The sequence below is a fragment of the Microbispora sp. H10836 genome (assembly GCF_012999525.1).
Taxonomy (GTDB): Bacteria; Actinomycetota; Actinomycetes; order Streptosporangiales; family Streptosporangiaceae; genus Microbispora.
The window spans coordinates 16146-41658 of sequence record NZ_JABBWU010000001.1; the positions used below are offsets into that span (position 1 = coordinate 16146).

The window sequence follows — 25513 nt, forward strand, 5'->3', positions numbered from 1 at the left end:
ATGCTCGCCATCGCCGCGGCGGTCGTCTTCGGGATCGCCTTCCTCCTCGATCTCCTCAACGCGAGCATCGGCATCGGCCTGACCGCGCTGCTCGCACTCGGCCTCTGCCTGCTCTCCCTGCACCAGGCCGGCGTCGGCACCGCCGGGGTGAACTCCTGGCGCGGCGGCTGGCGCGGCGGACGCGTCCGTCGCTGACCCTGGCCCCCTCGCCATCAGCCTTTCTCCCCTACCGAGTCGCGGCCGCGACGGGGTACGAAGGTCTCGCGGGAGCCCCTCCCGCGAGACCCGCCGCGAACCCGGTCCGTCCCCCCGGACCCCTGAGGAGGCCGTGATGCCGCACAAGGTGGAAGAGGTCATGACGCGCGATCCGGTGACGCTGCCGGAGGAGGCCCCGGTAGTGAAGGCCGCCAAGCTGATGCGCGACCGCGGAATCGGCGACGTGCTGGTGGTCGGGGACGGCCGTCTTCGCGGTCTGGTGACCGACCGGGACATCGTCGTACGCGCGGTCGCGGAGGGCAGGGACCTCGCCACCACTCCGCTGGCGACGCTGTGCACCAGTGATGTGGTGACCGTCGGCCCGGACCAGGACGTGGCCGAGGCCGCGCGGTTGATGCGCGAGAAGGACGTGCAGCAGCTTCCGGTGGTGGTGGACGGGCACCCGGTCGGCGTCGTCGCCTTGGCCGATCTCGCCCCACGCCTCCCCTCCGGCCACGCGCCCGGCCGCACTACCGCCCCGGGCCCGGCCGCTCAACCCGTGTCGGCCCCACCCGCTCAACCCGTGTCGGCTCCGGCCCTGCGCTGAGCAACCCACCGCTGAGCAACCCACCGGGGCACGTTCCCGGACGACGCCGCCACCGCGGCTCGCCCTCGAAAATCAGGCGTGCGCGACCTAGCTGCTCATATACCGTGTTCCGCATGATTTTGCCCCTCCTGCGACGCACCGTCCGCCCCGGGCCACAGCCGTGCTGAGCCGGCTTCTCCGCACGTACCTGCGGCCCTACTCGCCCGCGCTCACGGCGGTGGTGCTGTTCCAGCTGGTCGGCACCATCGCCTCCCTCTACCTGCCGAGCCTGAACGCCGACATCATCGACCAGGGGGTGGCCACCGGCGACACCGGCTACATCCTGGCCACCGGCGGCTGGATGCTGACCGTGTCTTTCGTGCAGATCGCCTGCTCGATCGCGGCCGTCTACTACGGCGCGCGGGTGGCGGCGGGGTTCGGCCGGGACGTCCGGTCGGCGGTCTTCCACCGGGTGAGCGGCTTCTCCGCGCGTGAGGTCGCCCAGTTCGGCGCGCCCTCGCTGATCACCCGGAACACCAACGACGTGCAGCAGGTCCAGATGCTCGTGGTGATGACCTGCACGATGCTGGTCGCCGCGCCCATCATGGGGGTCGGCGGCATCATCATGGCCCTGCGTCAGGACGTCGGGCTGTCCTGGCTCATGCTGGTCTGCGTCCCGGTGCTGCTGGTCTCGATCGGGCTGATCGTCTTCCGTATGGTCCCGCAGTTCCGCGCCATGCAGACCCGCATCGACGAGGTCAACCAGGTGCTGCGCGAGCAGCTCACCGGCATCCGCGTGGTGCGGGCGTTCGTCCGCGAGCGCGAGGAGACCCGCCGGTTCGCCGGGGCGAACGACGCGCTGACCGGGACGGCGCTGCGCGTCGGGCGGCTGACCGCGCTCATCTTCCCCACCGTGATGCTGATCCTCAACGCCTCCAGCGTCGCCGTGCTGTGGTTCGGCGCCGCCCGGGTGGACAGCGGCGAGATGCAGGTGGGCGCCCTCACCGCGTTCCTCATGTACCTGCTGCAGATCCTCATGTCGATGATGATGGCCACCTTCATCTCGATCATGATTCCGCGCGCCGCCGTCTGCGCGGAGCGCATCGCCGGGGTGCTCGACACCGAGTCGTCGGTGCGCCCGCCCGAGCGCCCCGTACGTCAGGTGGACCGCCGGGCCGACCTGGAGCTGCGTGACGTCGAATTCCGCTATCCGGGCGCGGCGGCGCCGGTGTTGTCCGGCGTCTCCTTCCGGGTGACCGCGGGACAGACCACCGCGGTCATCGGCAGCACCGGGTCGGGGAAGACGACCCTGGTCTCCCTGGTCCCCCGGCTGTTCGACGCCACGTCCGGCGCGGTGCTGATCGACGGGATCGATGTACGCGACCTCGATCCCCGGATGCTCTGGACACGCATCGGCCTGGTGCCGCAGAAGCCGTACCTGTTCACCGGCACCGTCGCGAGCAACCTGCGGTACGGCAACCCGGACGCCACCGACGAGGAGTTGTGGCAGGCCCTGGAGGTCGCCCAGGCCCGCGACTTCGTCGAGGCGATGCCCGAGGGCCTGCAGGCGCCCATCTCCCAGGGCGGCACCAACGTGTCGGGCGGGCAGCGGCAGCGCCTTTCCATCGCCCGCGCGCTCGTGGCCAAACCCGAGATCTATCTGTTCGACGACTCGTTCTCGGCCCTCGACCTGTCCACCGACGCCCGGCTGCGCGCCGCGCTGCCCCCGTACACGGCCGGCGCCGCGGTGGTGATCGTCGCCCAGCGGGTCTCCACCATCGCGGACGCCGACCAGATCGTCGTCCTGGACGACGGCGTCGTCGCCGGCATCGGCACCCATGAGGAGTTGCTCGGCTCCTGCCCGACGTACGTCGAGATCGTCGAGTCCCAACTGACCGCGGGGAGTGCGGCATGAGCGAGCGGCCCACGGCACCTGCACGACCGCGCCCCGCGGGAGGCGGCGGTTTCGGGCCCTTCGGCGGCGGCCAGATGCCGGCGGAGAAGTCGATGGACTTCGGCCCCTCCGCGCGGCGGCTGCTGCGGCGGCTGAGCCCGGAACGGCCGAGGATCGCGGCCGTGATCGCCCTCGCCGTGGTCAGCGTGGCGTTCTCCGTCATCGGGCCGAAACTGCTCGGCCGCGCGACCGACGTCATCTTCAGCGGGGTGATCGGCGGACGGCTGCCCGCGGGGGCGACCAAGGAGCAGGCCGTGCAGGCGCTGCGCGCCTCGGGCCACGGCGACTTCGCCGACATGATCGCGGGGATGGACGTCGTCCCCGGCCGCGGCATCGACTTCGGCGAGCTGGGCACCGTCCTGACGTGGGTCCTCGGGCTCTACCTGGCCGCGTCGCTGTTCATGTGGCTGCAGGGCTACCTGCTCAACGACGTGACGCAGCGTACGGTGTTCCGCCTCCGGGCCGACGTCGAGGACAAGCTGAACCGGCTGCCGCTGAAGTTCTTCGACGGCCAGCCCCGCGGCGAGCTGCTCAGCCGGGTCACCAACGACATCGACAACGTGTCCCAGACCCTGCAGCAGACGCTGAGCCAGTTGCTGAGCTCGCTGCTCACCGTGGTCGGCGTGCTGGTCATGATGTTCGTGATCTCGCCGCTGCTCGCGGCGATCGCGCTGGTGACGATCCCGGTCACGATGATCGTGACCGGGCAGATCGCCAAGCGTTCGCAGAAGCAGTTCGTCGCGCAGTGGGCTCACACCGGCACGCTCAACGCCCACATCGAGGAGGCGTTCACCGGTCACGAGCTGGTGAAGGTCTTCGGACGGGGCCCGGAGGTCGAGGAGGTGTTCCGGGAGCGGAACGACGCCCTGTACACGGCGAGCTTCGGCGCCCAGTTCATCTCCGGGATCATCATGCCGGCGATGATGTTCATCGGGAACCTGAACTACGTCGCCATCGCGGTCGTCGGCGCCGTACGGGTCGCCGGTGGGTCGATGAGCCTGGGCGACGTGCAGGCGTTCATCCAGTACTCCCGGCAGTTCACCCAGCCGCTGACCCAGGTCGCCTCGATGGCCAACCTGCTGCAGTCGGGCGTCGCCTCCGCCGAGCGGGTCTTCGAGCTGCTGGACGCCGAGGAGCAGGAGCCCGACCCCGCCGTCCCGGCGCCGCCCGCCGCCCGGCGGGGGCGCGTCGAGTTCGAGCACGTGTCCTTCCGGTACGACCCCGGCCAGCCTCTCATCGAGGACCTGTCGCTGGTGGCCGAGCCCGGGCACACGATCGCGATCGTCGGCCCGACCGGCGCGGGAAAGACCACGCTGGTCAACCTGATCATGCGTTTCTACGAGCTGGACGCGGGCCGCATCACCCTCGACGGCGTCGACATCACCGCGATGCGCCGCGAGGACCTGCGCTCCCAGATCGGCATGGTGCTCCAGGACACCTGGCTGTTCGGCGGGACCATCCACGACAACATCGCCTACGGCAACCCGCGGGCGACCGACGAGGAGATCCGGGCCGCGGCGCGGGCGACGTACGTCGACCGGTTCGTGCGCACCCTGCCGGACGGGTACGACACGGTGATCGACGAGGAGGGCGGCAACGTCAGCGCCGGCGAGAAGCAGCTGATCACCATCGCCCGTGCCTTCCTCGCCGACCCGTCCCTGCTCATCCTGGACGAGGCGACGAGCTCGGTCGACACCCGCACCGAGGTCCTCGTGCAGCACGCGATGGCCGCGCTGCGCAGCGACAGGACGAGCTTCGTCATCGCCCACCGGCTGTCCACGATCCGCGACGCCGATCTCATCCTGGTGATGGAGGCGGGCAGCATCGTCGAGCACGGCACCCACGACGAGTTGCTCGCCGCCCGGGGCGCCTACCACCGGCTGTACTCCGCTCAGTTCGCCGGCGCCCTGGCCGGTGACGACGCCCCCGCCGCCGAAGTCGGGTGACCGGTGCCGCGTGGCCCCGGGTCACGCGGCACCCGCCCGGACCCGTCACGAACGGGCGGACAGGGTGAACTCCTTGCGCGGTTCCTCGATGGCCCCCATCGCGATGATCTCCCGGGGGAAGAACAGCCCGAGCGTCCAGTCCATGAGGATCCGGGTCTTCTTGTTGAAGGTGGGCATCCGCGTCAGGTGATAGGTGCGGTGCATGAACCAGGCGGGGAACCCGCGCAGCTCCCGGCCGTAGATCTGCGCGACGCCCTTGTAGAGTCCCAGACTCGCCACCGACCCGGCGTACTTGTGCCGGTACGGCCGCTGGGCCTGCCCGCGCAGCGCCGCCAGCAGGTTGTCGGCCAGCCTCCTGGCCTGCCGTACGGCGTGCTGTGCGTTGGGCGGGCAGAACTCGCCCGGCCGGGTGAGGTCGGGGACGGCGGCGCAGTCGCCCGCGGCGAACGCGAAGTCGGTCCCGTGCACGCGCAGGTAGGGATCGACCCTGATCCTGCCCTTCTTGTCCAGGGGCAGGTCGCCCGCGGCGACCAGCGGGTTCGGCTTGACGCCCGCCGTCCAGACGAGGGTGTCGGCGTCGAACTCCTCACCGTCGCTCAGCACGATGCGGCAGCCCTCCGCGGACTTCAGCAGCGTGCCCATGCGGATCTCGATGCCCCGCTCGCGCAACTGCAGGGCCGTCCACCTGCCCATGTCCGGGCCCACCTCGGGCAGGATCCGGTCGGTGGCCTCCACGAGCACCCAGCGCATGTCCTCACGGCTGAGCCCGGCGAAGTACTTGAGGGCGTCGGCCGCCATGTCCTCGAGCTCGGCCAGGGCCTCGACGCCGGCGTAGCCGCCGCCGACGAACACGAAGGTGAGGGCCCTGCGGCGGACCTCGGGGTCCGGGGTGGACGCGGCGATGTCGAGGCAGCCGAGCACGTGGTTGCGCAGGGCGATGGCCTCTTCGATGGTCTTGAAGCCGATGCCGTACTCGGCCAGGCCGGGCACCGGCAGCAGTCGTGAGATCGAGCCCGGCGCCATGACGAGATAGTCGTACTCGATGGTGAGGTCGGGCCCCTCGTGCGGGGTGAGTTCCGCCCTACGGTCGGCCAGCCGCACCTGGGTGACCCTCCCGCTGAGGATCTGGCACCTGTTCAGCACCCGCCTGAGCGGAACCACGACGTGCCGCGCCTCGATGTTCCCGGCGGCCGCCTCCGGCAGGAAGGGCTGGTAGGTCATGTAGGAGTCGAGGTCCGCGACGGTCACGAGTGCCTCGCCGCGGCGGAGCCTGCGTTGCAGGCGGAGTGCTGTGTACATGCCGACGTATCCGCCGCCGACGATCAGAATCCGTGGGACAGCCATGGCTGTCCCCTACCCCTACTCGAGGAGGAAACGCATCGTCACCCTGGTCCCCCTGGGACCGGTGGTGACGTGGAGGTCGTTGCTGAGCATGCGCGCGACCCACAGCCCCATGCCGCTGGTGGCGTTCTCAGGCGGCGGGTTGTGGCCCGGCTCGCCCTCGAAACGCCACTCCCGGCCGTCGTCGTGGACGGCGACCACCAGGGCCGGCCCATCCCGCCATATGCCCAGCCGCGCCTTGGTCGACCCGTGGGTGACCGCGTTGGTGGCGACCTCGTTGAGCGCGACGAGGAAGTCGCCGATCGCGTCTTCCCGCATGCCGCGACGCAGCGCCTCGGCGGCGGCGAACTCCCGCACATCGGGCAGATCGGCTAAGGAGAAGGCACGCTCCCTTGCCGCTCCGGTGACGTGCGCGGGAACGCCGTCATCTTTCACCCGGTACACGCCTCCCGCCGGAAATCTGGCTGTCTCAGGATCTATGGGCCGTGGGCAGGACGAAGATACCCCGGGACACCGCCTCGGCACAGGCGGTGCCCCGGGCATCGTCGCATCCTCTCATCCCGCGACGAGCTCCGCCCGGAGCTGGTCGAGGGTCTTGCGGAGGATCCGAGAGACGTGCATCTGCGATATGCCGAACTCCGCCGCGATCTCGGCCTGGGTCATGTTCCCGTAGAACCGCAGCAGGAGGATGTTCTTCTCCCGCTCGGGGAGAAGATCGATGAGAGGCTTCAGCGCCTCGGCGTCCACCAGGGTGTCGAGCGCGTCGTCCTCTTCGGGGATCACGTCGCCCAGGGCGGCGGCGTCGTCGTCGGCGCCGATCGGCGCGTCGAGGGAGAGGGTGCTGTACGCGGCGGAGGCGTCCATGGTGAGGAGCATGTCCTCCTCGGACAGACCCATCTTCTTGGCGAGCTCGGCGACGGTGGGGAACCGGCCCAGTTCCTGGGTCATGTCGGCGACGTGCCGGTTGAGCTCGGCCCGGCGCTCCTGGTAGAGGCGGGGCACCCGGACGGCCCAGGTGCGGTCGCGGAAGTGCCGCTTGACCTCGCCCGTCATGGTGACCATGGCGTAGCCGCGGAAGCTGTGACCCAGGTCGGGGTCGAAGCCGTTGATGGCCTTCATGAGGCCGACGTACGCGGCCTGGAGGAGGTCTTCCATCGGCTCGCCGCGGTTGAGATACCGCCGGGCGATGTCCCTCGCCATCGGGCGGTGCATTTCGACGATCTTCTCACGGAGGCGTTCCCGCCGCTCCTCGGACAGTCCGTCCTCGGCCAGCTCGGCCAGGAGCTCTTCGGCGGTCGGATTGCTGGCGGTCTCTACACGGACCTCGGCAGCCATCTGCGCAGTCCCCTCGTATTTTTCTCGCGAGGGCGCCTACGCGCTGGGGTGACCACGCAGAAGGCACGCCTCGCTACAGTATCGAGACGAGGCCCTCTGCTGGACCTCTGCTTCAGTATATTGCCTCAAAATCAGGAGTATCACCACCCCTTCGGCACCAGTAATGTTGCCGCAGAGGAGGCGCGAGGTGTCTAACAACGGACTGCTGTCCCTGACGTCCAGCATGGCGGGGGACATCGTGGTGATCCATGTGAACGGTGTCCTCGACGCCACGACACGTGAGCAGTTCTCGGAATACCTGGACGCCGCGGCGGACGACCACGGCCCCGACATGATCCTCGACCTGGGCGGCGTCACGTTCATGGACTCCCGGGCCCTGGGGCTGATCGTGCATCACTGGCAGCGCTCGACCACGGCCGGCGGCAACTTCGCGCTGATCTCCGTGCAGTACCCGAACTCCAAGGTGATGTGGGTGACCGGCCTGTCGGAGCGGCTGCCGCTGTTCGACACCCTTGACGAGGCTCTGACCGCGTTCGCCGCCTGAGGCCACCCCACCCGAGCCGACCTGAGCCCACCAGAGCCGACCTGAGCCCACCCGGAGCCGCCCGCGCACACCGGTTCAGGCGGGAGCCGCTCCCCCGTGCTTCTGCTGGTGCTCGGTGACCAGAAGCTTGGCCAGATCGGCCACCTTCACCTGGTGGTGCTGCGACACCCGCCTGAGTTCCTCGAACGCCTCCTCGGCGGAGCAGCCGCTCTTCGACATGATGATGCCCTTGGCCTGGTCGATCACCGACCGCCCCGCCAGGGCCTCCTGCATCTGCGCGGCGCCGGTCAGGACGTCGTCGAACTCCCAGATGTTGGCCAGCGCCACGGTGACCTGCTCGCGCAGCAGCGCCATGAGCGACCCGCCGGGAGCGAACACCCCGGGGCGCACGCCGTACAGGCCGAGGATCATGACGGCGCCTTCCACGGCGATCGGCACGACGAGAACCGAGCGCACCCCCTGCCGTACGGCGGTGGCGGCGTAGCGGGACCAGCGCGACTCGCGCATCACGTCGGGGATCGCCACCGGGCGCCCCGTGGCCAGCGCCTCCCTCGACGGGCCCTCGCGCAGGTCGCGCTCCCGGTCGATCAGCGCGGTGAGCTCGCTGTGGGAGGCGGCCAGCAGCACGCGCTCCTCCATCCACAGCTCCGCGGTGCCGCCGGCGCAGCCGGGGACGCCGCGCGCCACCGCCTCGGTGATTCCGCGCAGGACGCTCTCGGCCGACGTGCCCTCCGTCACACGGCCGAGAGCCGCGAGGTCACGCGCGAGGATGGATGTCGTCTCCATGGTAGAAAGACCATTCCCATTGTTTCCGGGTTAATCCAGGCTGGATCGATTAGACCCGGGGGTTTGGCGTAGCGTCTACGTCGAGAGAGGGGGGCAGCTTGCCCGACACCGCCGAGCTTGAGCGCGCGTTGAGCGGGCTCGCCGACCGCATCGCCACCCTACGGGACGAACCCGATCCGGGTGTGATGCTACGGGAGCTGGACGCCGCCGAGGAACTCCTCCGCAAGGCCATGAGCGAGCTGGTGCGCAGCCGCAGGCGCAGGGACGGTGGCAGTCAGCGCGAGCAGAAGCTGCTGCGGCAGGTGTTCCGCGCGCTGCCGATCCCCGTGATCATCATGGACACGGGCGGCACGGTGCGCCGTATCAACAACGAGACCACCCGCCTGCTCGGCAGCCCCGCCGGCTACCTCATCGGCCGCGCCTTCCCGCTGCTCGTCGACGTGACCGCCCGCGCCGCCTTCCGGCAGCGCTTCGCCGCCGTCCTCCACGGCGAGGACAACGCCTCGCTCCAGACCCGGCTGACCCACCAGGGCCGCGCCCACACCGTACGGCTGGTGCTGAGCCGCCTGCGCATGCCGGGCGAGCCACAGGAAATGATCGCCGGGGTCGTGCTGCCCACCGAGGTCCAGCTGCCGGAGCCGCCCGTGCAGGCGGGCGCGCCCGACGACGCGGCTCTCCTGGCGGCGGCCCGGCGGCACGAGCTGCTGTCGCGGCTGACCCGGCTGCTGCTGGACGAGGAGAGCCTGCGCGAGCCCGTCGCCCTGCTGCGGGCGGCCCGTCTGCTGGCCACGGAGACGGCCGACTGGGTGATCGCGGACGTCGCCGGCGAGGGCGGCCTGGTCCGGTCGGTCGTCATCGGGCCGAGCGACCAGCCGGTCGGGCGGCTGCAGCGGACGGTCGAGGAGGCCCCGCCCGCGAAGGCTCCGGTGGTGGAGCAGGTGATGACCACGCAGAGCGGCGTCGTCCACGAGATGCTGACCGACGACTCCCTGCTCGGCGGCGGCGTGCTCCAGGCGATGCGCGCGGGCTCGCTGCTCAGCGTGCCGATCCGCGCCGACGACGAGGCGCGCGGCGTGCTCACGCTGGTGCGGCTGCGCGAACGGCCGCCGTTCGGCCTGGCCGACCTGGGTCTCCTGGAGGAGATCGGCCTGCACCTCGGCCTGGCGATGCGGGCCCAGCAGGGGTTCCAGCGCCGGGCGCAGGCCGCCGACACCCTGCAGACCGGTGTGCTCCCCCGCACGCTCCCCGACATCCCCGGCTTCGAGATCGCCGCCGCCTACCATCCCGGCTCCGGCATGCGGGCCATCGGCGGCGAGTTCTACGACGTGTTCCCCGTGAAGAACGGGTGGGGCTTCGTCATCGGCAGCGCGGCGGGGCGCGGCGAGGAGGCGGCGGCCGTCACCGCCATCGTCCGCAACGGCCTGCGCGTGCTGAGCGTGTGGGAGGACGACCCGGGACAGGCCCTGCGCAAGGTCAGCGACGCCCTCGTCGCGCAGAACACGGGCCTGTTCGTGATGGCCGCCGCCGGCTTCGTCCGTGGCCGCAAGGTGCGGCTCGCCTCCGCGGGGCACCATCCCGCGGCGCTGATCCAGCCGGGCGGGGGCGTCCGGTTCTCCGAGGGCGGCGGTGTCCCGCTGGGCTTCGAGGAGGGCTCGGTCCCCGCGACGGAGGAGCTCACGCTGTCGTCCGGGGAGACGCTCGTGCTGTACAGCGACGGCCTGGTGGGCTCGCAGAGCCCGGCCGGGGACAACTACGGCGAGCAGCGGCTCACCGAGGCCCTCGCCCGCTGCGCCGGGCAGCCCCCGGGCGCGGTCGTCAAGGCCATCGAGGAGGACCACCGGGCCTTCTGCGGCAGCCACGTGGTCGACGAGATCACCATCCTCACGCTGCGCCGATCCCGCTGACGGGATTTGCCGCCCCCACCTGAACGTGGTGGACTGAGGGGGATGCGGTGCGTGGGGGCGATCGCATGGCAGAGCGAAACGGGCCGATCGGCGACCTCGGGTTGATCCACGAGGCCGGTCTCTACGGCTCCGGCGACGAGTTCCTCGGGATGGCCGTGCCGTTCGTGCGGGACGGGCTCGGCGGCGGCGAACCGGTGCTGGTCACCACGACCGCGGAGAACCTCGATCTCCTCGGCGCCGCGCTCGGCGACGACGCCCGGGAGGTCGACTACGCCGAGAGCGCCTACTTCGGCCGCCGCACGGCGCAGCGGGCGGCCGCGTTCCTGCGCTACTGGGAGCGCAACGCGGCGCGCGGGCGGGTGCGCATCCTGGCCGAGCCGGTGTGGACGGGCCGCTCTCCCCGCGACGTCGTGGCCTGGCAGCGGATGGAGTCGGCGCTCAACGTGATCCTGGCCGGCACGGGCGTGTGGATGATCTGCCCGTACGACACCAGGGCGGCCGGTCCCGGCCTCGTCGAGGCCGCGACGCGCACCCATCCCTCCATGAGCGTCGGCGGCCGGGAGCGGCGGACGTCTCCCGCGTACACCGACCCGGCGCGGTTCATCGGCGAGTGCGACCGCGAACCGTTGCCGCAGGCTCCCCCGGGCGCGGCGGCCGCGACGATCGGCCACCTGAACGGCGTGCGGCACTTCGCCGGGAGACAGGCCCGGCTCCACGGCCTGGCGGAGGACAGGGCCGCGATGCTGTGCGTGGCCGTGCACGAGGCGGCCCGCTACCTGGGCCTGCCGCTGACCGTCCGGATGTGGGAGAGCTTCGGGGCACTGGCGTACGACCTGTGGGCCGGCCGGGAGACCGGGTGTGATCCGCTCGCCGGTTTCACGCCCCCGGGGGCGGACGAGCGGCCCGGGGACGGCCTGTGGCTGGCCCGCCAGATCTGCGACCACCTGGACATACGGCAGGAGGAGGGCGGCTGCCGGATCAGGCTGCAGGTGGCCACCTCCCGGCTGCAGGAGAGCGCATGATTTTTCCCGATTAGGCGTTTAGCGCGAATCAGAGTAAGGTAAACATCATCTACATCGATCGTGCCTAGGACGCAGGCACACCCCTTTCAGACGCCTTCTCTGTCTTGAGGTGTGCCATGGATATCGCCATCGTCTCCGCGCACGAGCTGACTCCCGACACTCCCGCCATCGCCCGCGAACTGGGACGGGGCCACCGGGTCACCGTCTACACACGGTCGAAGGTCAAGGGGGACGGCGTCGAGCATGTGCCCGCCGGGCCCGACGTGGAGCTGTCGGAGAGCGACCTCCTCCCCTACATCTCGGACTTCAGCGACGGCCTGCGGCGCAGGTGGCGGGAGCACCGCCCGGACATCATCCACGCGTACTCGTGGTCCAGCGGCCTGGCCGCCATCGCCGGGTCCGAGGGCCTGGGCGTGCCGGTGACCCAGACCTTCCACAGCCACTACGACGACAGCCGGAGCGCCGCGCCCGTGCGGCGGCTGGAGTGCGCGATCGGGCGCCGCGCCAGGGCGGTCATCGCCGCCTGCGCCGACGAGGAGTCGGAGCTGATCCGGATGGGCGTGCCGCGCCGCAACATCTCGGTCGTCCCGCACGGCGTGGACATCGAGCGGTTCCGCCGCCAGGGTCCCGCCTTCCCGAGGGGCGAGCGGCCCCGTCTCCTGCACGTGGGGCACGTGGGCGCCGACTACGCCGTGCACGCGCTGCGGGCCGTCCCGGACGCCGAACTCGTGATCGCCGGTGGCGACGACCTGAGCGTCGAGCGGCTGCGCGCCCTCGCCGGGGAGCACGGCGTGGCCGACCGCGTGGAGATGCTCGGCATGGTCCCGCACACCGCGATGCCAAAGCTCATGCGCAGCGCCGACCTGGTGCTGTCGCTGCCGCCGACCGTCGCCACGGGCACGGCGGCGCTGGAGGCCATGGCGTGCGGGATCCCGGTCATCGCCTCGGCCGCCGGGGCGCACCTCGACTCGGTGGTGGACGGCGTGACCGGATTCCTGACCCGGCCCGACCGCCCGCTGGAGATCGCCCACCGGATCCGCCGCCTGCTCGGCGACGCCACCCTGCGTACGGCCATCGGCTACGCGGCCGCCGACCGCGCCCGTTCCCGCTATTCGGTCGAGCGAATCAGCATGGAACTGCTTCGCGTTTATGAGAAGACCTGCGCGTAAAGGCAAGCGATATTACCGGATTAAGGCCGTTATCTGAGTGAATTCATGTGATTAACTCGGCTCATGTCACTTCATGGGCCTGGTTTAGCGGTGGCGGCGGCGATGCTCATCGCCGCCGCCAGCGCATGTTCGAGCGGGGACTCCACGAAGGTGTTCAACGCCGGGGGCGAGTCCACCGCGCAGAGGTCCGCGTCCTCCCCCGGTTCCTCCGGCGTCCTGCCGGGAAACGCGAACGCGGCGGGACTGGGCGCGACGCAGACCGCCACCGCGGCCGCCGTGGCGGCGGACGAGGGCGCCGCCGGCCAGGAGGGCGACAAGGCAGCGGAGAAGATCGGCGACGTCCCCGCGGCACCGTCGCCGCGTCCCTCCCCCAGCCCCTCGGTCATCTCCTCCCCCAGCCCGCGGGCGACGCCCGCGCCCACCACGGAGGCCGAGCCCCCGATGCGGCTCGCGCGGCCGGTGCGCACCGCGGACCGGCCGGTCGTGGTGGACGTCATCCAACCGGAGGACGTGCCCCGGGAGGGCCGCGCGCCCGCCCGGGTGATCCCCGGAGGCGCGGACGCGGCCGCCCGGGAGCCCTCCGCGCCGTCGCGTACGCCGTTCCCCCGCTCCTCCGGCGCATCCACGGGCGGCTGGGGCGCTCCGGCCCTGGTGGAGGACTTCGGCGGGGAGGCCCTGCGCCTCGGCGGGGGCGGCCAAGAGGTGAACCTGTCGGCGGCGTCGGTCCAGCGGTACGGCCGCTGGGAGATCCGCGTGCGGGCCGAGGAGGGCGCGCTTCCCGTCGCGCTGCTGCGGTCCGCCGGATCGGGCGCTCCCGAATACGGTGACGCGCAGTACACCGAGTACGCCGGCTCGCGGTACGACATCCCGGATTCCCCCCAGGCGGACGGCGCGAGAGCGGAGGACGCGGAGATCGGCGTGACGGGGATCGGCGACGCCGGCGGGCGGCGCGCGGAGTTCTCCGTACGGCAGGGCCGGGAGCGGGCCCGGGCCGAGATGGCGGCCGACTTCACCCAGTGGCACACGATCGCCGTCGACTGGCTGCCCGGCCGGGTGACCTTCTGGCTGGACGGCCGGCAGGTGTGGAACTACACCGGCCCGTACGTCCCCCGGTCCGAGGGGATGGGCCTGGTGCTGCGCAACGGCGCATCCGGCGGCGGCACGGTGTACGTCGACTGGGTGCGGATCTACCGGGCTCCGGGGCGGTAGCATTCCGGGTGATCTCGGAGGTGCGGCGTGGACGCGGGGCGGGCGCGACGGGACGGCACGGCCGGGCGGCCCACGGCGGAACCGACCACGGAACCGACGGCGGAACCGGCCGTGGAGGCGGTCCGGGCGGGCGACGAGGCCGTGTTCGGCGAGCTCGCCGCGCGTCACCGGCACGAGCTGCGGGTGCACTGTTACCGGATGCTCGGGTCGTTCACCGACGCGGAGGACCTGGTCCAGGAGACGCTCCTGCGGGCCTGGCGCGCGCGGGAGAGCTTCGAGGGGCGCTCGACGTTCCGGGCGTGGCTCTACCGGATCGCCACGAACGCCTGCCTGGACGCGCTGTCCGGCGCCCGCGCCCGCGAGGTGGTGGCGGCGGGCGCTCCGGGACACCCAGGGCGTCCGGCCCCCGCCGACGTCCCCTGGCTCCAGCCCTACCCGGACGAACTGCTCGACCTGGCGGCGCCGGACGAGGGCGGGCCCGACGCGGCAGCCATCGCCCGTGAGACGGTCGAGCTGGCGTTCCTCGCGGCGATCCAGCACCTTCCGCCGCGGCAGCGGGCCGTGCTGATCCTGCGCGACGTGGCCGGCTGGCCGGTGACCGAGACCGCCGAGGCGCTGGAGATGAGCCTCGCCTCGGTCAAGAGCGCCTCGCAGCGCGCCCGCGCGACGCTGCGCGAGCGCCTGCCCGGGCGGCGGGCGGACTGGGCCGCGGCCACCCGGCCCAGCCGCGGCGAGCTCGACCTGCTGGAGCGGTACGTCACCGCCTCCAGGAACGCCGACCTGACAGGGCTGGCGGCACTGCTTCGCGAGGACGTCCGCCAGGCCATGCCGCCCGCCGCCCTGGTGTTCGACGGGCGGGCGGCCGTGCTCGACATGTGGCGTCCGGTCCTGGAGGGCGAGGAGCGCTGGGGCGAGTGGCACTGTGTCACGCTCGCGGTCAACCGGCTGCCCGCAGTGGCGAACTACGTGCGGCGGCCCGGTGAGACCTCCTTCACCGCGGTCAACATCGACGTCCTGTGCGCCGAGGACGGCCTCGTCACGGAGATCACCACTTTCGGCCCCGAGCTGCTGCCCCTCTTCGGCCTGCCGCTCTCCATCGAGCCCGCCGTTACCGAACCGTGACGCACGTCCTCCGTGCGGACCGATTCCCTTTTCCCGCCCGCGCCGTCATACGAGCGGTATCGCACGAACGGGAGAAGGAGAACATCATGCCGGACATCACCGGGACGACGCAGCCGGACGAGCAGGTCAGGGCGCTGGACCGGCTGGTCGGCTCATGGCGCGTGACCGGCGGCGCGGAGGGCACGGTCACCTACCGCTGGATGGAGGGGGGCTTCTTCCTCATCCAGGACGTCCGACTGGAGCAGGACGGCCGGCCGATCGCCGGCTTCGAGGTCATCGGCCGTGAGCGGCCCTACGGGGCGGACGCGCCGAGCGAGGACATCAAGTCCCGCTATTACGGCGGCGGGGGCGACACCCTCGACTACGTCTACGAACTCGACGGCGACACGCTGACCATCTGGGGCGGCGCGAAGGGGTCTCCGGCGTACTTCCGGGGCACCTTCGACACCGCCGGCGACGCCATGACGGGCCGCTGGCACTACCCGGGCGGCGGGGGCTACGAGTCGAACATGACCCGGATCCACTAGGTCACACATGGCCGGGGAGGAGGGCCGCCGCCTTCAGCGACAGGTGGAGCAGCAGGCGGTCCTCCCCGTCGGCCAGGTCGAGCCCGGTGAGGTGCCCGGCCTTGCCCAGCCGGTAGTACAGCGTCTGCCGGTGCACGCCCAGCGTCGCCGCCGTCTCCTGGACCTGCCCGGCGTGGTCGAGGTAGGCCTCCACGCTCGCGGCGATCCGGGGCGTGAGCGCGGCGGACTCGGCGGCGAGGTCGGCCAGGTCGCGCGGGGACAGCCGGGCCAGCAGCCGGTAGACGCCGAGCACGCTCCAGTCGGCGACCGGGGCGTGCCGCTCGACGTGCTCGGCCACCCGCAGCGCCAGCAGCGCCTCCCGCCAGCTCTGCCAGGCCTCCCCCGGGTCGTCGCGCGGGCCCCCGATTCCGGCGGCCATGCCGTACAGGCCGTGCAGGAGGCGGGCGACGTGCCCGGCCTGCGCGGCGGGCGCCAGCACCGCGAGGAGCGGCGCGTCCACGGCCGTCTCGGTCACGTCCGGGTCGGCCAGCACGCCGCGCGGCAGCGTGCGCGGCGGTCCGGCGACCTCCGCCGGCGTCCGGACGGCCACCGCCGTCACCGGTCCCTCGACGTCCACCCCGGCGGTGGCGCGGACCGCGGGGTCGGCGGAGAAGAACGGGCGCAGCGGGGCGTGCCGGCCCCGGGCCTGCGTGGCCAGCAGCGCGGCCGCCCGGCCGACCAGCGGCGCGACGGCGGCCAGGCGCTCGTCGGTGAGCGCCCCGGATTCGAGCGCCCACAGATAGCCGTAGGTCACCCCGCCGTGCCGCAGCGGCACGCACACGCGGCCGAGCAGGCCGGGCAGGCCGGGGATGCGCACCGGGCCCGTGGCGGTGGCGATGCCGTACGCCTCGAAGTGGGCGCGCACCTCGTCCGACGCGTGCCGGCGCAGGATCGACTCCTGCCGCACCCGGTCGATGTCCCCGCTCTGCGCGCCGTACGCCAGCAGGTTGAACGAGCGGTCCTCCAACGTCACGGAGGCGTCCAGCAGGCGGGAGATCTCATCGACGATGTCTTGCATGCTGACATTCTTGTGCATTTGTCGAAAAATGCTGTGGCGGATGTCCGTGGAACTTCCGTGACGTGCGGATTTAGCCTGAGGCCATGCTCGGTTCCCTGCTTCTCGCGGGCTCACGCAGCCCGCTCGCCCGCCGGGCCGTGTCGGGGCTCCCGCTCACGCGCAAGGTCGTCGACCGCTTCGTGGCCGGGGAGTCCACCGCGGACGCCGTCGCCGCGACGCGCCGCCTGACCGGCTCGGGGCTGTCCGTCACCATCGATCATCTGGGCGAGGAGGTCCGGGACCCCGGTACCGCCGTCGCCGCCGCCAAGGCGTACGTCTCGCTGCTGGAGGAGCTGCGGCCGCTCGGCCTCGGCGACCGGGCCGAGGTGTCGGTCAAGCTGTCGGCCGTCGGCCAGGCCCTCGACCCGGGCATGGCCCTGGAGAACGCGCGGCAGATCTGCGCGGCTGCGCGGGAGTGCGGCGCGACGGTCACCCTGGACATGGAGGACCACACCACCGTCGACGCGACGCTCGGCGTGCTGCGCACGCTGCGGGAGGACTTCCCAGAGACGGGCGTGGCGATCCAGGCGTACCTGTTCCGCAGCGAGGCCGACTGCCGCGACCTCGCCGGGTCGCGGGTGCGGCTGGTCAAGGGCGCCTACCGCGAGCCGGCCTCGGTGGCCTGGCAGAGCAAGGCCGAGGTCGACCGCGCGTACGTGCGGTGCCTGCGCGTGCTGATGAACGGCACGGGCTATCCGATGGTGGCCACGCACGACGACCGGCTGATCGCGATCGCCGAGTCGCTCGCGGTGAGCGCCGGGCGCGGCACCGGCGGCTACGAGTTCCAGATGCTCTACGGCATCCGGGCCGACAGGCAGGCGGCGCTGGCCGCGGCCGGGTCCCGGGTGCGGGTCTACGTCCCCTACGGCGACGACTGGTACGGCTACTTCATGCGCCGCCTGGCCGAGCGCCCGGCCAACGTCGCCTTCTTCCTTCGCGCTTTGAGGGGTAAATGATGGATGCGATCAGCGATGTCCCGGTGCCGGCGAACGAGCCGGTGCACGGGTACGGGCCGGGCAGCGCCGAGCGCGCGGCCCTGGAGACCCGGATCAAGGAGCTGTCCGGGACGACCCTCGACCTGACGATGACGATCGGCGGCGAGCGGCGCATGGCCGGCGGCGCCCCGATCGACGTCGTGCAGCCGCACAACCACGCCGCCGTGCTCGGCCGTACGGCCGACGCCACCACGGCCGACGTCCGGGCGGCGGTCGACGCGGCGCTGGAGGCCGCGCCGCGCTGGCGGGCCCTGCCGTTCGAGGAGCGCGCCGCGGTGTTCCTCCGGGCCGCCGAGCTGCTCAGCGGCCCCTGGCGGGCCACGCTCAACGCGTCCACCATCCTCGGCCAGTCGAAGTCGGCGCAGCAGGCCGAGATCGACGCAGCGTGCGAGCTGATCGACTTCTTCCGGTTCAACGTCGCCTACGCCCGGCGGCTGCTCGCCGAGCAGCCGCAGTCGTCGCCGGGCGTGTGGAACCGCATGGAGTTCCGCCCGCTGGAGGGCTTCGTCCTGGCGATCACGCCGTTCAACTTCACCTCCATCGCGGCCAACCTGCCGGCGTCGGCGGCGCTGATGGGCAACGTCGTGGTGTGGAAGCCGTCGCCGACGCAGCAGTTCTCGGCGCACTTCACCATGCGGCTGCTGGAGGCGGCCGGGCTGCCGCCCGGTGTGATCAACATGGTCACGGGCGACGGCGGCGCGGTCTCCGAGGTCGCGCTCCCCCATCCCGAGCTGGCCGGCATCCACTTCACCGGCTCGACGGCCACGTTCCAGCACCTGTGGCGCACCGTCGGGGAGAACATCGCGGGCTATCGGGGCTACCCGCGGCTCGTCGGCGAGACCGGCGGCAAGGACTTCATCCTGGCGCACCCGTCCGCGGAGGCCGGGGTGCTGTCCACCGCGCTGCTTCGGGGCGCGTTCGAATACCAGGGCCAGAAGTGCTCGGCGGCCTCCCGTGCGTACGTGCCGCGCTCGCTGTGGACCCGGATGCGCGACGACTTCGTGTCGGCGGCCGAGTCGCTCACGGTGGGCGACGTGTCGGGCGACCTGTCGACGTTCATGGGCGCGGTGATCGACGCGCGGGCCTTCGCCAAGCACAGGGAGGCGATCGACCGGGCGCGTTCGGCGGACTCGATCGAGGTGCTCACCGGCTCCTACGACGACTCGGCCGGCTACTTCGTGCGGCCGACCGTGCTGGAGTGCGCCGACCCCGCCGACGAGGTCTTCGTGAAGGAGTACTTCGGCCCGATCCTCGCCGTCCACGTGTACGACGACGCGGCGTACGACAGCGTGCTGGACCAGATGGAGAGCGTCGCGCCGTACGCCCTGACCGGGTCGGTCATCGCGCGGGACCGGTACGCCATCGCCGACGCGACCGAGCGACTGCGCTTCGCGGCGGGCAACTTCTACGTCAACGACAAGCCCACCGGCGCGGTCGTCGGGCAGCAGCCGTTCGGCGGGGCCCGGGCCTCGGGCACCAACGACAAGGCCGGCTCGATCTTCAACCTGATCCGCTGGGTCAACGCCCGCACGATCAAGGAGACCTTCGTGCCCCCGGTCGTGGGCGCTCCTTACAAGGGCGACGTGCCGCAGGGCGGCTGGCAGCAGCCCGACCTCGGCGAGCTCGGCTACTGACGGGCCGCGATGCCCCCGGAACCCCGGCGCGGGTTCCGGGGGCATCGCCGTCGGTCCCCTCGCTCACCTGCCGGAGCGTGTGGTCGGCCCCGGCCTGGAGAGCGGTGCGCCGGCGAGCTCGGGGAAGTGCGTGCGATCCTGGCCGGTGTTCTGGCCGGAATTCCGGCCACGCTATTACCATGGCTCTATGGAGATAATCCCGATCAGCGAGGCCAAAGACCGGCTGACCGAGTTGGCCGATCGGGCCGCCCGCGAGCACGACCACTTCACTCTCACGCGAAACGGGCGCCCGCACGCGATGATCGTGTCCGTGGCGGAGTGGGAGTCGCTGCAGGAGACCCTCGAAATCCTCGCCGATCCAGAGATGCGGGCCGATCTCGTCGAGGCCGCCGCAGCCGAGGCGAGGGGAGACGTGACGACGGAGGCCGACATGGCCGCCATCATGGCCGCTCGTCTCGGCAAGGCGAGTGCGTGAGCGACCGCTACAGCGTCCTCCTCGCTCCGCCGGCGCGCCGCGCCCTCAGCGGCGGTCTACCGGAGGAAGTGGCCGCTGCCGCCTGGGAGCTCATCACCGGCGCGATAGCCCGAGAGCCGTCGCGGGTGGGAAAGCCTCTCCAGGAACCGTACGAGGGGCTGCACGTCGCCCGGCGCGGAACCTACCGTGTGGTCTATCGCATCGACGAGGACAAGCACGCTGTCACGATCCAGGCGGTCAAGCACCGCCGGGACGCCTACCGGTTCTGAACGGCTTCAGTCCTCGGCGGGGACGGCCATCTCGCCGAGGAGGGACCAGTCGTCCTGCGGGACCGTGACGTTGACGATCCGCGGGGTCTCGGCGAGGTGGGGCGGCAGCGTCCGCCGCGCCGTCTGGAAATGCTCGGATCCCACGTGCGCCGCCCCGGCCTCGTCGTCGCGGAACGCCTCGACGAGGACGTACTCCGCCGGGTCGTCGAGGCTGCGCGACCAGTCGAACCAGAGGCAGCCCGGCTCGGCGCGGGTGGCCTCGGTGAACTCACGGGTGATCTCCGGCCACCGGTCGGCGTGCTGCGGCAGCACCCGGAACTTCGCGGTGATGAAAATCATCGGGCGTCTCCTCACGTGATCGCGGGCAGGACCACATTCTCCAGGATCGCTCTCGGCGCGGTGTCCTGCCCGGGTCCGTCGTAGTCGCCGGCGGTGACGGCCACGACGAGATCGAGGTCGGGCAGCAGGAACAGCCGCTGGCCGCCGTTGCCGATCGCCGTCGCCCGCGCCCCCGGGCCGACGTACCACATGTACCCGTAGGAGACGCCCTCCCAGGCGGTCACCCGGGGGCGCAGCATCTCCCCGATCCAGCCGGGGACGATCTCCCGGTCCAGCACGGCCTGCCCGACGCGGGCGAGGCCGCGTGGCGTCAGGCGCAGGCCCGAGGCGGCCAGGGCCCTGCCGTCCGAGCCGGCCGACCACTCGAAGGCCCCGGCCCCGAGCGGCTCGAACAGCGTGGTGCGGGCGAACTCCTCGAGGCGCAGGCCCGTGCCCTCCTCGACGATCGCGCCGACGAGAGCCGCGGCTCCCCCGCTGTAGCGCCACCGCTCGCCCGGCTCCTCCACGAAGGGGCGCTCCAGCACGTACCGGCGGCGGTCCGGCGCCATCTCCATCGCGATCTCGCTGTTCGCCGGGCTGGTGTAGGGCGCGCTCTCGTCCCAGTCCAGTCCCATCGTCATCGTGAGCGCGTGCCCGATGGTCAGCCCGGCCCGGCGGGGGTCGGCCGCCAGGTCGGCGTACTCGGGGAAGACCGTCAGGATCGGCTCGCCGGGCTCCGGCACCAGGCCGGCCTCCAGCGCCAGGCCGTACAGCAGCGCGACCAGGCTCTTGGTGACCGAGCGCATGTCGTGCGGTGTGTCCGGCCCGAAGTCCACGTGGCCGAGCGGGGTGTTCAGCGCGTGGTCCTCGCCGGCGCCGTACCACTCCAGGACCACGGCGCCGTGCCGGGCCACCACGACACCGTGCAGTGCCGGTGCCCCGCCCCGCCGTACGAGGGCCTCGATCCGGTGGGGCAGGTCCGGCACGAACCCGGCCTTCTCCGGGGAGATCAGCCGCATGGCGTTACTTCCAATCGCTCGGGGATTGCAGCCTCGCATAATTCACCGGCGGTAGACGACGGCCAGAGGGGGTACCGAGCCCGAAAGACGCCTCCGAGCGAGCCGAGGTCGACATGCGCAGGATCCTGGCGGCTCTTTGCATCGCGGGCGCGGCCGCCACCGCCGCCTGCGGCGACTTGAAGTCGGACTACTACACGCAGACGATGCCCCAGAACGACGGGGCGAACGTGAACCTGCCGGGTCTGCTGCTGCGCAACGCCTTCATCCTCGGCTCGCAGCAGCCCGCCCCGCCGGGGACCGACATGCCGATCTACATGATGCTGCTCAACGAGAGCGGCCGCACCGACCGTCTGGTGTCGGTGGACACCGGGGGCCTGTTCCGGGAGGCCCGCCTGCCCGCCGGCGGTCTGGAGATCCCCGGCGGGAGGTACGTCGGCGGGACGGCGCTCCCCCAGGTGCTGCTCGCCGGCCTCACCCGCCCGCTGGGCAGCGGCGGCACGATCCCGGTCACGTTCCGGTTCCAGAACGCGGGGTCGGTCCGGGTCGACGTCCCGGTGCTGCCGCCCGGAGCGTGGCGGAGCACCTACTCCCCCTGGCCGGGCGCGTCGCCGAGCCCGTCGCCGGCCGTCTCGCCCGGCCTCTCGCCGGCGACTTCGCCCAGTCCTCCGCCGGTCTCGCCGAGCCCGTCACCCACCGGGGGCTGACGCGTCCCGGACCTCGGGGTTCGCGGCGATGATCTCCTCAGCGACCGCGCGCAGGCGGGGCAGGTACGCGCTCACCTCGCGCGCCCGGCGCGGCAGGTCGTCCGGCGAGCCGATGCCGAGGTCGGCGGCGAGGTCCGCGAATCCGGCGCGGTGGCCCGTCTCCCCCGGCGCGTCCGCGGCGAGGATCTTCAGGCACCGGGCGTACGTCGCGGCGATCCAGAAGACCGCCTCGCGGTGCAGTCCCCGCGCGACGAGGTCGAGGCCGCCGTCGACGGCCACCGGCCGGGCCGCCGGGGTGATGTCGGAGGAGAACGGGAACGGCGTGCGGGCCGCGGCCGCCGCCGCGTCGAACGCCCTCGCCATCGTGGCGAGGTGGGCCTCGACCCGCTCGCGGGGCAGGTGCGCGCAGCCGAGCAGGCCGAGCAGCTCCTCGTAGACGTCCATCCGGCCGTAGCTCGCCAAGAGTTCGCGGACCGCCGGGTAGCGCAGCCGTACGGTGGGGTTGCGCAGCCCGGCGGCGAGGAGCACGTGGGTCGTGATGCCTGCCGGGAACAGCCAGGCCGTGACCTGGTCGTGGAACGGCGCGTGTGCGTCGAGCGCCGCGAGCCCGCCGGTGATGCGGCTCTCGGCGTCCTCGCACCGCAGGCGGACCCAGCGCCGTTCGGCGAAGCCCGCCGCGACGGCGGCCTGGAGCCGGGCCAGGCGCCCGGTGGGGTCGGCGATCACGGTGTCGGTGCGGAAGGCGCCGGCCAGGTGGCAGGACGCCAGCACGTCGTGCGCCGAGACGAGCCGGTCCCAGGACACGTACGTGACCTCGACGAGCACGCCGTCCCATGGGATCTTGCCGAGCTTGGGCGGCGCGACGGGATCGGTGACCACGACCGCCACGTCGACGTCCGAGGTGGGCGGCAGCACCGCGCCGGGGTCCGCCCAGGCCGCCGACCCGGTCAGGAAGGCCCCGGCGAAGTTCGGGGCGGTGGCGGCCTCCTGGGCGACCCACCGGGCCGCCGCGGCCCGCGCGTCCCGGACCCGCAGCCCCCGTGTCGTCATCCCAAGTTCCCCTTCCATTGCGGTGACCGGAACCGCCACGCCCGGGCGGATCGCTTCAGGAGACCACGAAATCGGCCGCCCCGCCGGACATCCCGCCGGACATCCCGGCGGCCTCTCCGGGCGGACCGGCAGGGTGGCGCCGTGCCGGCGGCGCTCCGTCCGCCGGCGCTCCGTCCGCCGGCGCTCCGTTGGCAGGCGCTCCGTTGGCAGGCGCGGGGAGCGTGACCTCGACCGTGGTGCCCGCCCCCGGCGCGCCGGTGATGAGGCAGATCCCGCCCAGCTCCGCCGTGCGCTCGCGCATGGAGGTCAGGCCGAGACCCGTGCGGCGTTCCGGCGGCAGGCCCACGCCGTCGTCGGCGACCAGCAGGCGCAGCGCCGCGGGTTCGCGGCGCAGCTCCACCCGGACCCGGGTGGCACGCGCGTGGCGCCGGACGTTGGTCAGCGCCTCCTGCGCGATCCGGTAGACGGCCACCTCGACGGCGGCGGGCAGGTCGGCCAGGTCGCCCTCGGCGCGCACCTCAGCGGCCGGGCCTTCGGGATCGTCCCGCCCGGCCAGCGCTCGCAGGGCGGCGGCCAGGCCCAGGTCGTCCAAGGCGGGCGGGCGCAGGCCGTACACGAGCTGCCGGACGTCGTGCGTGACCGTGTCCATGCCGGAGCGCAACTCGCGCAGCAGCCTGTCCGCCGTCTCCGGGGAGCTCTTCAGGCTGGCGCGGGCCATGGTGACGGCCATGGCCATCTCCCCGAGCGTCCGGCCCAGGCCGTCGTGCAGGTCGCGGCGCAGCCGCCGCCGTTCCTCCTCCCGGGCGGTCAGGATGCGCTCCCGGGAGCGCTGCAGGTCGGCCGCCAGGCGCACCGCGTGCGCCACGTCGGCCGCGTACGGAACCAGCGTGGCCAGCACCCGCTCGTCGTGCGCGGCGGGGAAGCGGCGCGGGGCGGGCGGGCCGACCAGCAGCCGCCCCACCCGCTCGCCGTGCCAGACCAGCGGCACCTCGCGCGGGGAGTCGCCGACCTGCCCGCTGACCGTGCTGACCACCCCGGCGCCGAGCCCCGGCTCACCGCCGGTCACCTCCACCGCGACGCCCTGCACCGCCAGGCCTTCCCGGAGCACACCGATCACCGGCTCCAGCGCCTGCGCCGGATCGCCCCGGCGCACCTCCTGGACCAGCCGCTCGGCCAGCACCCGCGGGTCGCCCACCGGGCCGTAGAACAGGCGGTCGACGGCACGTTGCAGCATCCGGCGCAGCGGCTGGAAGAACGCGCCCGTGAGCAGGGCGGCGGCGAGCCCGGCGACCTGGTCGTAGCCGGACACGACCAGGCTCGACAGCGCGGCCACACCGAAGTAGACCCCGCCGACCACGGCCAGCAGCCCCGCGGCGACGAAGGTCCGGCTGATGACGGTGTCGATGCCGTACAACCGGTAGCGGGTCACCGAGAACACGATCGCGACGGGGACGAGCGCCGCCCAGACGATCGACAGCCAGACCAGCTCGGGCGCGGCCACGCCCACGAGCGAGAACACGACGTATCCGGCGAACGCGAACAGCGGCCAGCCGATCTGCCGCCTGCCCGCCGGGTCCGCCCGGCGGAAGCGCGACAGCAGTGACAGCGCCGCCAGAGCCAGCGACACGGTGATCGCCGTCCAGGCCAGCGTCCCGATCGCCGGCATGTACGGCGCCAGGGCCGGGATCTGCAGCGGATTGTGGACGACCGCGGGGAGCGGATAGCCCTCGAGGGGCGGATCCGGCCGCACGAACTGGCGCGCCGTCTCGGTCCCGACGGACGCCACACCGAGCAGCACCACCGCCCGCCAGCGCCGCGAGGGCAGCCTGCCGTCCGGGGAGTACAGCGGCAGCAGCGTCTCCAGCGTGATCCCGCCCACCGCCCAGCCGACCTGCGCCGGAAACCTCAGGAACTCCGCGAGCGCGAGGTCCCCGCGCGCCATCGACGCCAGCATCGCCATCTGGCAGAAGTCGTGGACGGCGGCGGCGAGCCCGCCCGCGCACATCAGCCACGCCAGCGTGAGCCGGGGCCGGTACGCGATGAGGAACGCGCCGACCGCCGGGAAGGTCACCCCCGCCGGCATCAGCGGCGAGACCGTCCCCGGCACCCGCCACTCCGCCGGGAGCCCCACGAGGATCAGCAGCGCCGCGGCCACGAGCACCGCGGACACCACACCCATGACGACAGCGCCCGCGCGGGCTGCCCACGCCATCCCGCCCCCGCTTTCCGGCTCCCCGTTCCTGCCTGACCCCAGGGTGCCCGCGAAGTGGCGTAAAAGCCGCCATTCCCCCGCGATTGTGGCAGGGCCGTTAC

The 25513-nt window shown here is 72.4% G+C and carries 25 protein-coding genes; 16 read left to right on the forward strand and 9 right to left on the reverse strand.

Features of this window, described 5'->3' with window-relative positions:
* The 4 genes from HHX30_RS00090 (at position 1) to HHX30_RS00105 (ending at position 4681) form a co-directional block, all read left to right on the forward strand.
* Complete coding sequence (locus tag HHX30_RS00090) at positions 1-195, forward strand: hypothetical protein (protein WP_030509495.1); 195 nt, start codon at positions 1-3, stop codon at positions 193-195.
* Between the two features lie 136 nt (positions 196-331).
* Positions 332-802 (forward strand): CBS domain-containing protein, encoded by a 471-nt coding sequence (locus HHX30_RS00095; protein WP_169978112.1) that lies wholly within the window; start codon positions 332-334, stop codon positions 800-802.
* A 160-nt stretch (positions 803-962) separates the two neighbouring features.
* Positions 963-2696 carry an ABC transporter ATP-binding protein gene (locus tag HHX30_RS00100; RefSeq protein ID WP_169978114.1) on the forward strand — a complete coding sequence of 578 codons (1734 nt, stop codon included), beginning with the start codon at positions 963-965 and terminating at the stop codon, positions 2694-2696.
* Entirely contained in the window at positions 2693-4681 is a 1989-nt protein-coding gene (locus HHX30_RS00105) for an ABC transporter ATP-binding protein (protein ID WP_169978117.1), read from the forward strand. Before HHX30_RS00100 ends, HHX30_RS00105 begins: the two co-directional genes overlap by 4 nt.
* Before the next feature lie 45 nt (positions 4682-4726).
* Here HHX30_RS00105 and HHX30_RS00110 read toward each other — a convergent pair whose 3' ends face one another.
* The 3 genes from HHX30_RS00110 to HHX30_RS00120 all read right to left on the reverse strand — a co-directional run bounded on the left by HHX30_RS00110 (position 4727) and on the right by HHX30_RS00120 (position 7357).
* Complete coding sequence (locus HHX30_RS00110) at positions 4727-6025, reverse strand: NAD(P)/FAD-dependent oxidoreductase (RefSeq protein WP_169978119.1); 1299 nt, start codon at positions 6023-6025, stop codon at positions 4727-4729.
* 15 nt (positions 6026-6040) lie between these two features.
* Positions 6041-6457 (reverse strand): ATP-binding protein, encoded by a 417-nt coding sequence (locus tag HHX30_RS42400; protein ID WP_169978121.1) that lies wholly within the window; start codon positions 6455-6457, stop codon positions 6041-6043.
* A 120-nt stretch (positions 6458-6577) separates the two neighbouring features.
* The gene (locus HHX30_RS00120) at positions 6578-7357 is read right to left on the reverse strand and encodes a SigB/SigF/SigG family RNA polymerase sigma factor (RefSeq protein ID WP_169978123.1); all 780 of its coding nucleotides are present in this window, start codon (positions 7355-7357) and stop codon (positions 6578-6580) included.
* A gap of 187 nt (positions 7358-7544) precedes the next feature.
* Here HHX30_RS00120 and HHX30_RS00125 point away from each other — a divergent pair, with 187 nt between their 5' ends.
* Complete coding sequence (locus HHX30_RS00125) at positions 7545-7901, forward strand: STAS domain-containing protein (RefSeq protein WP_310742172.1); 357 nt, start codon at positions 7545-7547, stop codon at positions 7899-7901.
* A 75-nt stretch (positions 7902-7976) separates the two neighbouring features.
* On the opposite strand, the gene HHX30_RS00130 is transcribed toward HHX30_RS00125, so the two are convergent.
* Positions 7977-8687, reverse strand: a complete 711-nt coding sequence (locus HHX30_RS00130; RefSeq protein ID WP_169978127.1) for a GAF and ANTAR domain-containing protein — start codon at positions 8685-8687, stop codon at positions 7977-7979.
* A 98-nt stretch (positions 8688-8785) separates the two neighbouring features.
* On the opposite strand from HHX30_RS00130, the gene HHX30_RS00135 reads away from it, so the two are divergent.
* From HHX30_RS00135 to HHX30_RS00160, 6 genes are all read left to right on the forward strand, one after another.
* Positions 8786-10591: a SpoIIE family protein phosphatase gene (locus HHX30_RS00135; RefSeq protein WP_249349508.1), complete on the forward strand. Its 1806-nt coding sequence runs from the start codon at positions 8786-8788 to the stop codon at positions 10589-10591.
* Between the two features lie 65 nt (positions 10592-10656).
* On the forward strand, positions 10657-11613 hold the full coding sequence (locus HHX30_RS00140; protein WP_169978129.1) for a sensor histidine kinase: 957 nt from the start codon (positions 10657-10659) through the stop codon (positions 11611-11613).
* 116 nt (positions 11614-11729) lie between these two features.
* Positions 11730-12782, forward strand: coding sequence for a glycosyltransferase (locus tag HHX30_RS00145; protein ID WP_169978132.1), 1053 nt, complete (start codon positions 11730-11732; stop codon positions 12780-12782).
* A 90-nt stretch (positions 12783-12872) separates the two neighbouring features.
* Positions 12873-13991 carry a glycoside hydrolase family 16 protein gene (locus HHX30_RS00150; protein ID WP_169978133.1) on the forward strand — a complete coding sequence of 373 codons (1119 nt, stop codon included), beginning with the start codon at positions 12873-12875 and terminating at the stop codon, positions 13989-13991.
* Between the two features lie 27 nt (positions 13992-14018).
* The gene (locus HHX30_RS00155) at positions 14019-15113 is read left to right on the forward strand and encodes an RNA polymerase subunit sigma-70 (protein ID WP_311921875.1); all 1095 of its coding nucleotides are present in this window, start codon (positions 14019-14021) and stop codon (positions 15111-15113) included.
* Positions 15114-15199: 86 nt separating this feature from the next.
* Entirely contained in the window at positions 15200-15640 is a 441-nt protein-coding gene (locus tag HHX30_RS00160; RefSeq protein ID WP_169978135.1) for a hypothetical protein, read from the forward strand.
* 1 nt (position 15641) lies between these two features.
* Here HHX30_RS00160 and HHX30_RS00165 read toward each other — a convergent pair whose 3' ends face one another.
* Positions 15642-16697 carry a CdaR family transcriptional regulator gene (locus HHX30_RS00165; RefSeq protein ID WP_249349509.1) on the reverse strand — a complete coding sequence of 352 codons (1056 nt, stop codon included), beginning with the start codon at positions 16695-16697 and terminating at the stop codon, positions 15642-15644.
* A gap of 83 nt (positions 16698-16780) precedes the next feature.
* Between HHX30_RS00165 and HHX30_RS00170 the strand changes: the two genes are divergently transcribed.
* The 4 genes from HHX30_RS00170 to HHX30_RS43080 all read left to right on the forward strand — a co-directional run bounded on the left by HHX30_RS00170 (position 16781) and on the right by HHX30_RS43080 (position 20109).
* Positions 16781-17692, forward strand: a complete 912-nt coding sequence (locus tag HHX30_RS00170; protein ID WP_169978138.1) for a proline dehydrogenase family protein — start codon at positions 16781-16783, stop codon at positions 17690-17692.
* Positions 17692-19365: an L-glutamate gamma-semialdehyde dehydrogenase gene (gene pruA, locus HHX30_RS00175; protein ID WP_169978139.1), complete on the forward strand. Its 1674-nt coding sequence runs from the start codon at positions 17692-17694 to the stop codon at positions 19363-19365. The genes HHX30_RS00170 and pruA overlap by 1 nt, the downstream gene beginning before the upstream one ends.
* Before the next feature lie 187 nt (positions 19366-19552).
* Entirely contained in the window at positions 19553-19840 is a 288-nt protein-coding gene (locus HHX30_RS00180) for a type II toxin-antitoxin system Phd/YefM family antitoxin (protein WP_169945109.1), read from the forward strand.
* Positions 19837-20109 carry a type II toxin-antitoxin system RelE/ParE family toxin gene (locus tag HHX30_RS43080; RefSeq protein ID WP_169978140.1) on the forward strand — a complete coding sequence of 91 codons (273 nt, stop codon included), beginning with the start codon at positions 19837-19839 and terminating at the stop codon, positions 20107-20109. The genes HHX30_RS00180 and HHX30_RS43080 overlap by 4 nt, the downstream gene beginning before the upstream one ends.
* Before the next feature lie 6 nt (positions 20110-20115).
* Here HHX30_RS43080 and HHX30_RS00190 read toward each other — a convergent pair whose 3' ends face one another.
* Positions 20116-20448, reverse strand: coding sequence for a putative quinol monooxygenase (locus tag HHX30_RS00190; protein ID WP_169978141.1), 333 nt, complete (start codon positions 20446-20448; stop codon positions 20116-20118).
* 11 nt (positions 20449-20459) lie between these two features.
* Entirely contained in the window at positions 20460-21446 is a 987-nt protein-coding gene (locus HHX30_RS00195; protein WP_169978142.1) for a serine hydrolase, read from the reverse strand.
* 113 nt (positions 21447-21559) lie between these two features.
* On the opposite strand from HHX30_RS00195, the gene HHX30_RS00200 reads away from it, so the two are divergent.
* On the forward strand, positions 21560-22150 hold the full coding sequence (locus HHX30_RS00200) for a copper chaperone PCu(A)C (protein ID WP_169978143.1): 591 nt from the start codon (positions 21560-21562) through the stop codon (positions 22148-22150).
* Here HHX30_RS00200 and HHX30_RS00205 read toward each other — a convergent pair.
* Both HHX30_RS00205 and HHX30_RS00210 read right to left on the reverse strand, forming a co-directional pair.
* Positions 22133-23200 carry a hypothetical protein gene (locus HHX30_RS00205; RefSeq protein WP_211591413.1) on the reverse strand — a complete coding sequence of 356 codons (1068 nt, stop codon included), beginning with the start codon at positions 23198-23200 and terminating at the stop codon, positions 22133-22135. The genes HHX30_RS00200 and HHX30_RS00205 overlap by 18 nt on opposite strands.
* A gap of 55 nt (positions 23201-23255) precedes the next feature.
* Positions 23256-25379, reverse strand: coding sequence for a sensor histidine kinase (locus HHX30_RS00210; RefSeq protein ID WP_249349510.1), 2124 nt, complete (start codon positions 25377-25379; stop codon positions 23256-23258).
* Positions 25380-25513: the final 134 nt, after the last annotated feature.

What these genes read in the sequence shown, in the direction of transcription:
- HHX30_RS00090 (WP_030509495.1), top strand. Translation starts at nt 1, where the DNA reads ATGCTCGCCATCGCCGCGGCGGTCGTCTTCGGGATCGCCTTCCTCCTC.
- HHX30_RS00095 (WP_169978112.1), top strand. Translation starts at nt 332, where the DNA reads ATGCCGCACAAGGTGGAAGAGGTCATGACGCGCGATCCGGTGACGCTG.
- HHX30_RS00105 (WP_169978117.1), top strand. Translation starts at nt 2,693, where the DNA reads ATGAGCGAGCGGCCCACGGCACCTGCACGACCGCGCCCCGCGGGAGGC.
- HHX30_RS00110 (WP_169978119.1), bottom strand. Translation starts at nt 6,025, where the DNA reads ATGGCTGTCCCACGGATTCTGATCGTCGGCGGCGGATACGTCGGCATG.
- HHX30_RS00120 (WP_169978123.1), bottom strand. Translation starts at nt 7,357, where the DNA reads ATGGCTGCCGAGGTCCGTGTAGAGACCGCCAGCAATCCGACCGCCGAA.
- HHX30_RS00130 (WP_169978127.1), bottom strand. Translation starts at nt 8,687, where the DNA reads ATGGAGACGACATCCATCCTCGCGCGTGACCTCGCGGCTCTCGGCCGT.
- HHX30_RS00140 (WP_169978129.1), top strand. Translation starts at nt 10,657, where the DNA reads ATGGCAGAGCGAAACGGGCCGATCGGCGACCTCGGGTTGATCCACGAG.
- HHX30_RS00145 (WP_169978132.1), top strand. Translation starts at nt 11,730, where the DNA reads ATGGATATCGCCATCGTCTCCGCGCACGAGCTGACTCCCGACACTCCC.
- HHX30_RS00160 (WP_169978135.1), top strand. Translation starts at nt 15,200, where the DNA reads ATGCCGGACATCACCGGGACGACGCAGCCGGACGAGCAGGTCAGGGCG.
- HHX30_RS00165 (WP_249349509.1), bottom strand. Translation starts at nt 16,697, where the DNA reads ATGCAAGACATCGTCGATGAGATCTCCCGCCTGCTGGACGCCTCCGTG.
- HHX30_RS00170 (WP_169978138.1), top strand. Translation starts at nt 16,781, where the DNA reads ATGCTCGGTTCCCTGCTTCTCGCGGGCTCACGCAGCCCGCTCGCCCGC.
- pruA (WP_169978139.1), top strand. Translation starts at nt 17,692, where the DNA reads ATGGATGCGATCAGCGATGTCCCGGTGCCGGCGAACGAGCCGGTGCAC.
- HHX30_RS00180 (WP_169945109.1), top strand. Translation starts at nt 19,553, where the DNA reads ATGGAGATAATCCCGATCAGCGAGGCCAAAGACCGGCTGACCGAGTTG.
- HHX30_RS00190 (WP_169978141.1), bottom strand. Translation starts at nt 20,448, where the DNA reads ATGATTTTCATCACCGCGAAGTTCCGGGTGCTGCCGCAGCACGCCGAC.
- HHX30_RS00195 (WP_169978142.1), bottom strand. Translation starts at nt 21,446, where the DNA reads ATGCGGCTGATCTCCCCGGAGAAGGCCGGGTTCGTGCCGGACCTGCCC.
- HHX30_RS00200 (WP_169978143.1), top strand. Translation starts at nt 21,560, where the DNA reads ATGCGCAGGATCCTGGCGGCTCTTTGCATCGCGGGCGCGGCCGCCACC.
- HHX30_RS00205 (WP_211591413.1), bottom strand. Translation starts at nt 23,200, where the DNA reads ATGACGACACGGGGGCTGCGGGTCCGGGACGCGCGGGCCGCGGCGGCC.
- HHX30_RS00210 (WP_249349510.1), bottom strand. Translation starts at nt 25,379, where the DNA reads ATGGGTGTGGTGTCCGCGGTGCTCGTGGCCGCGGCGCTGCTGATCCTC.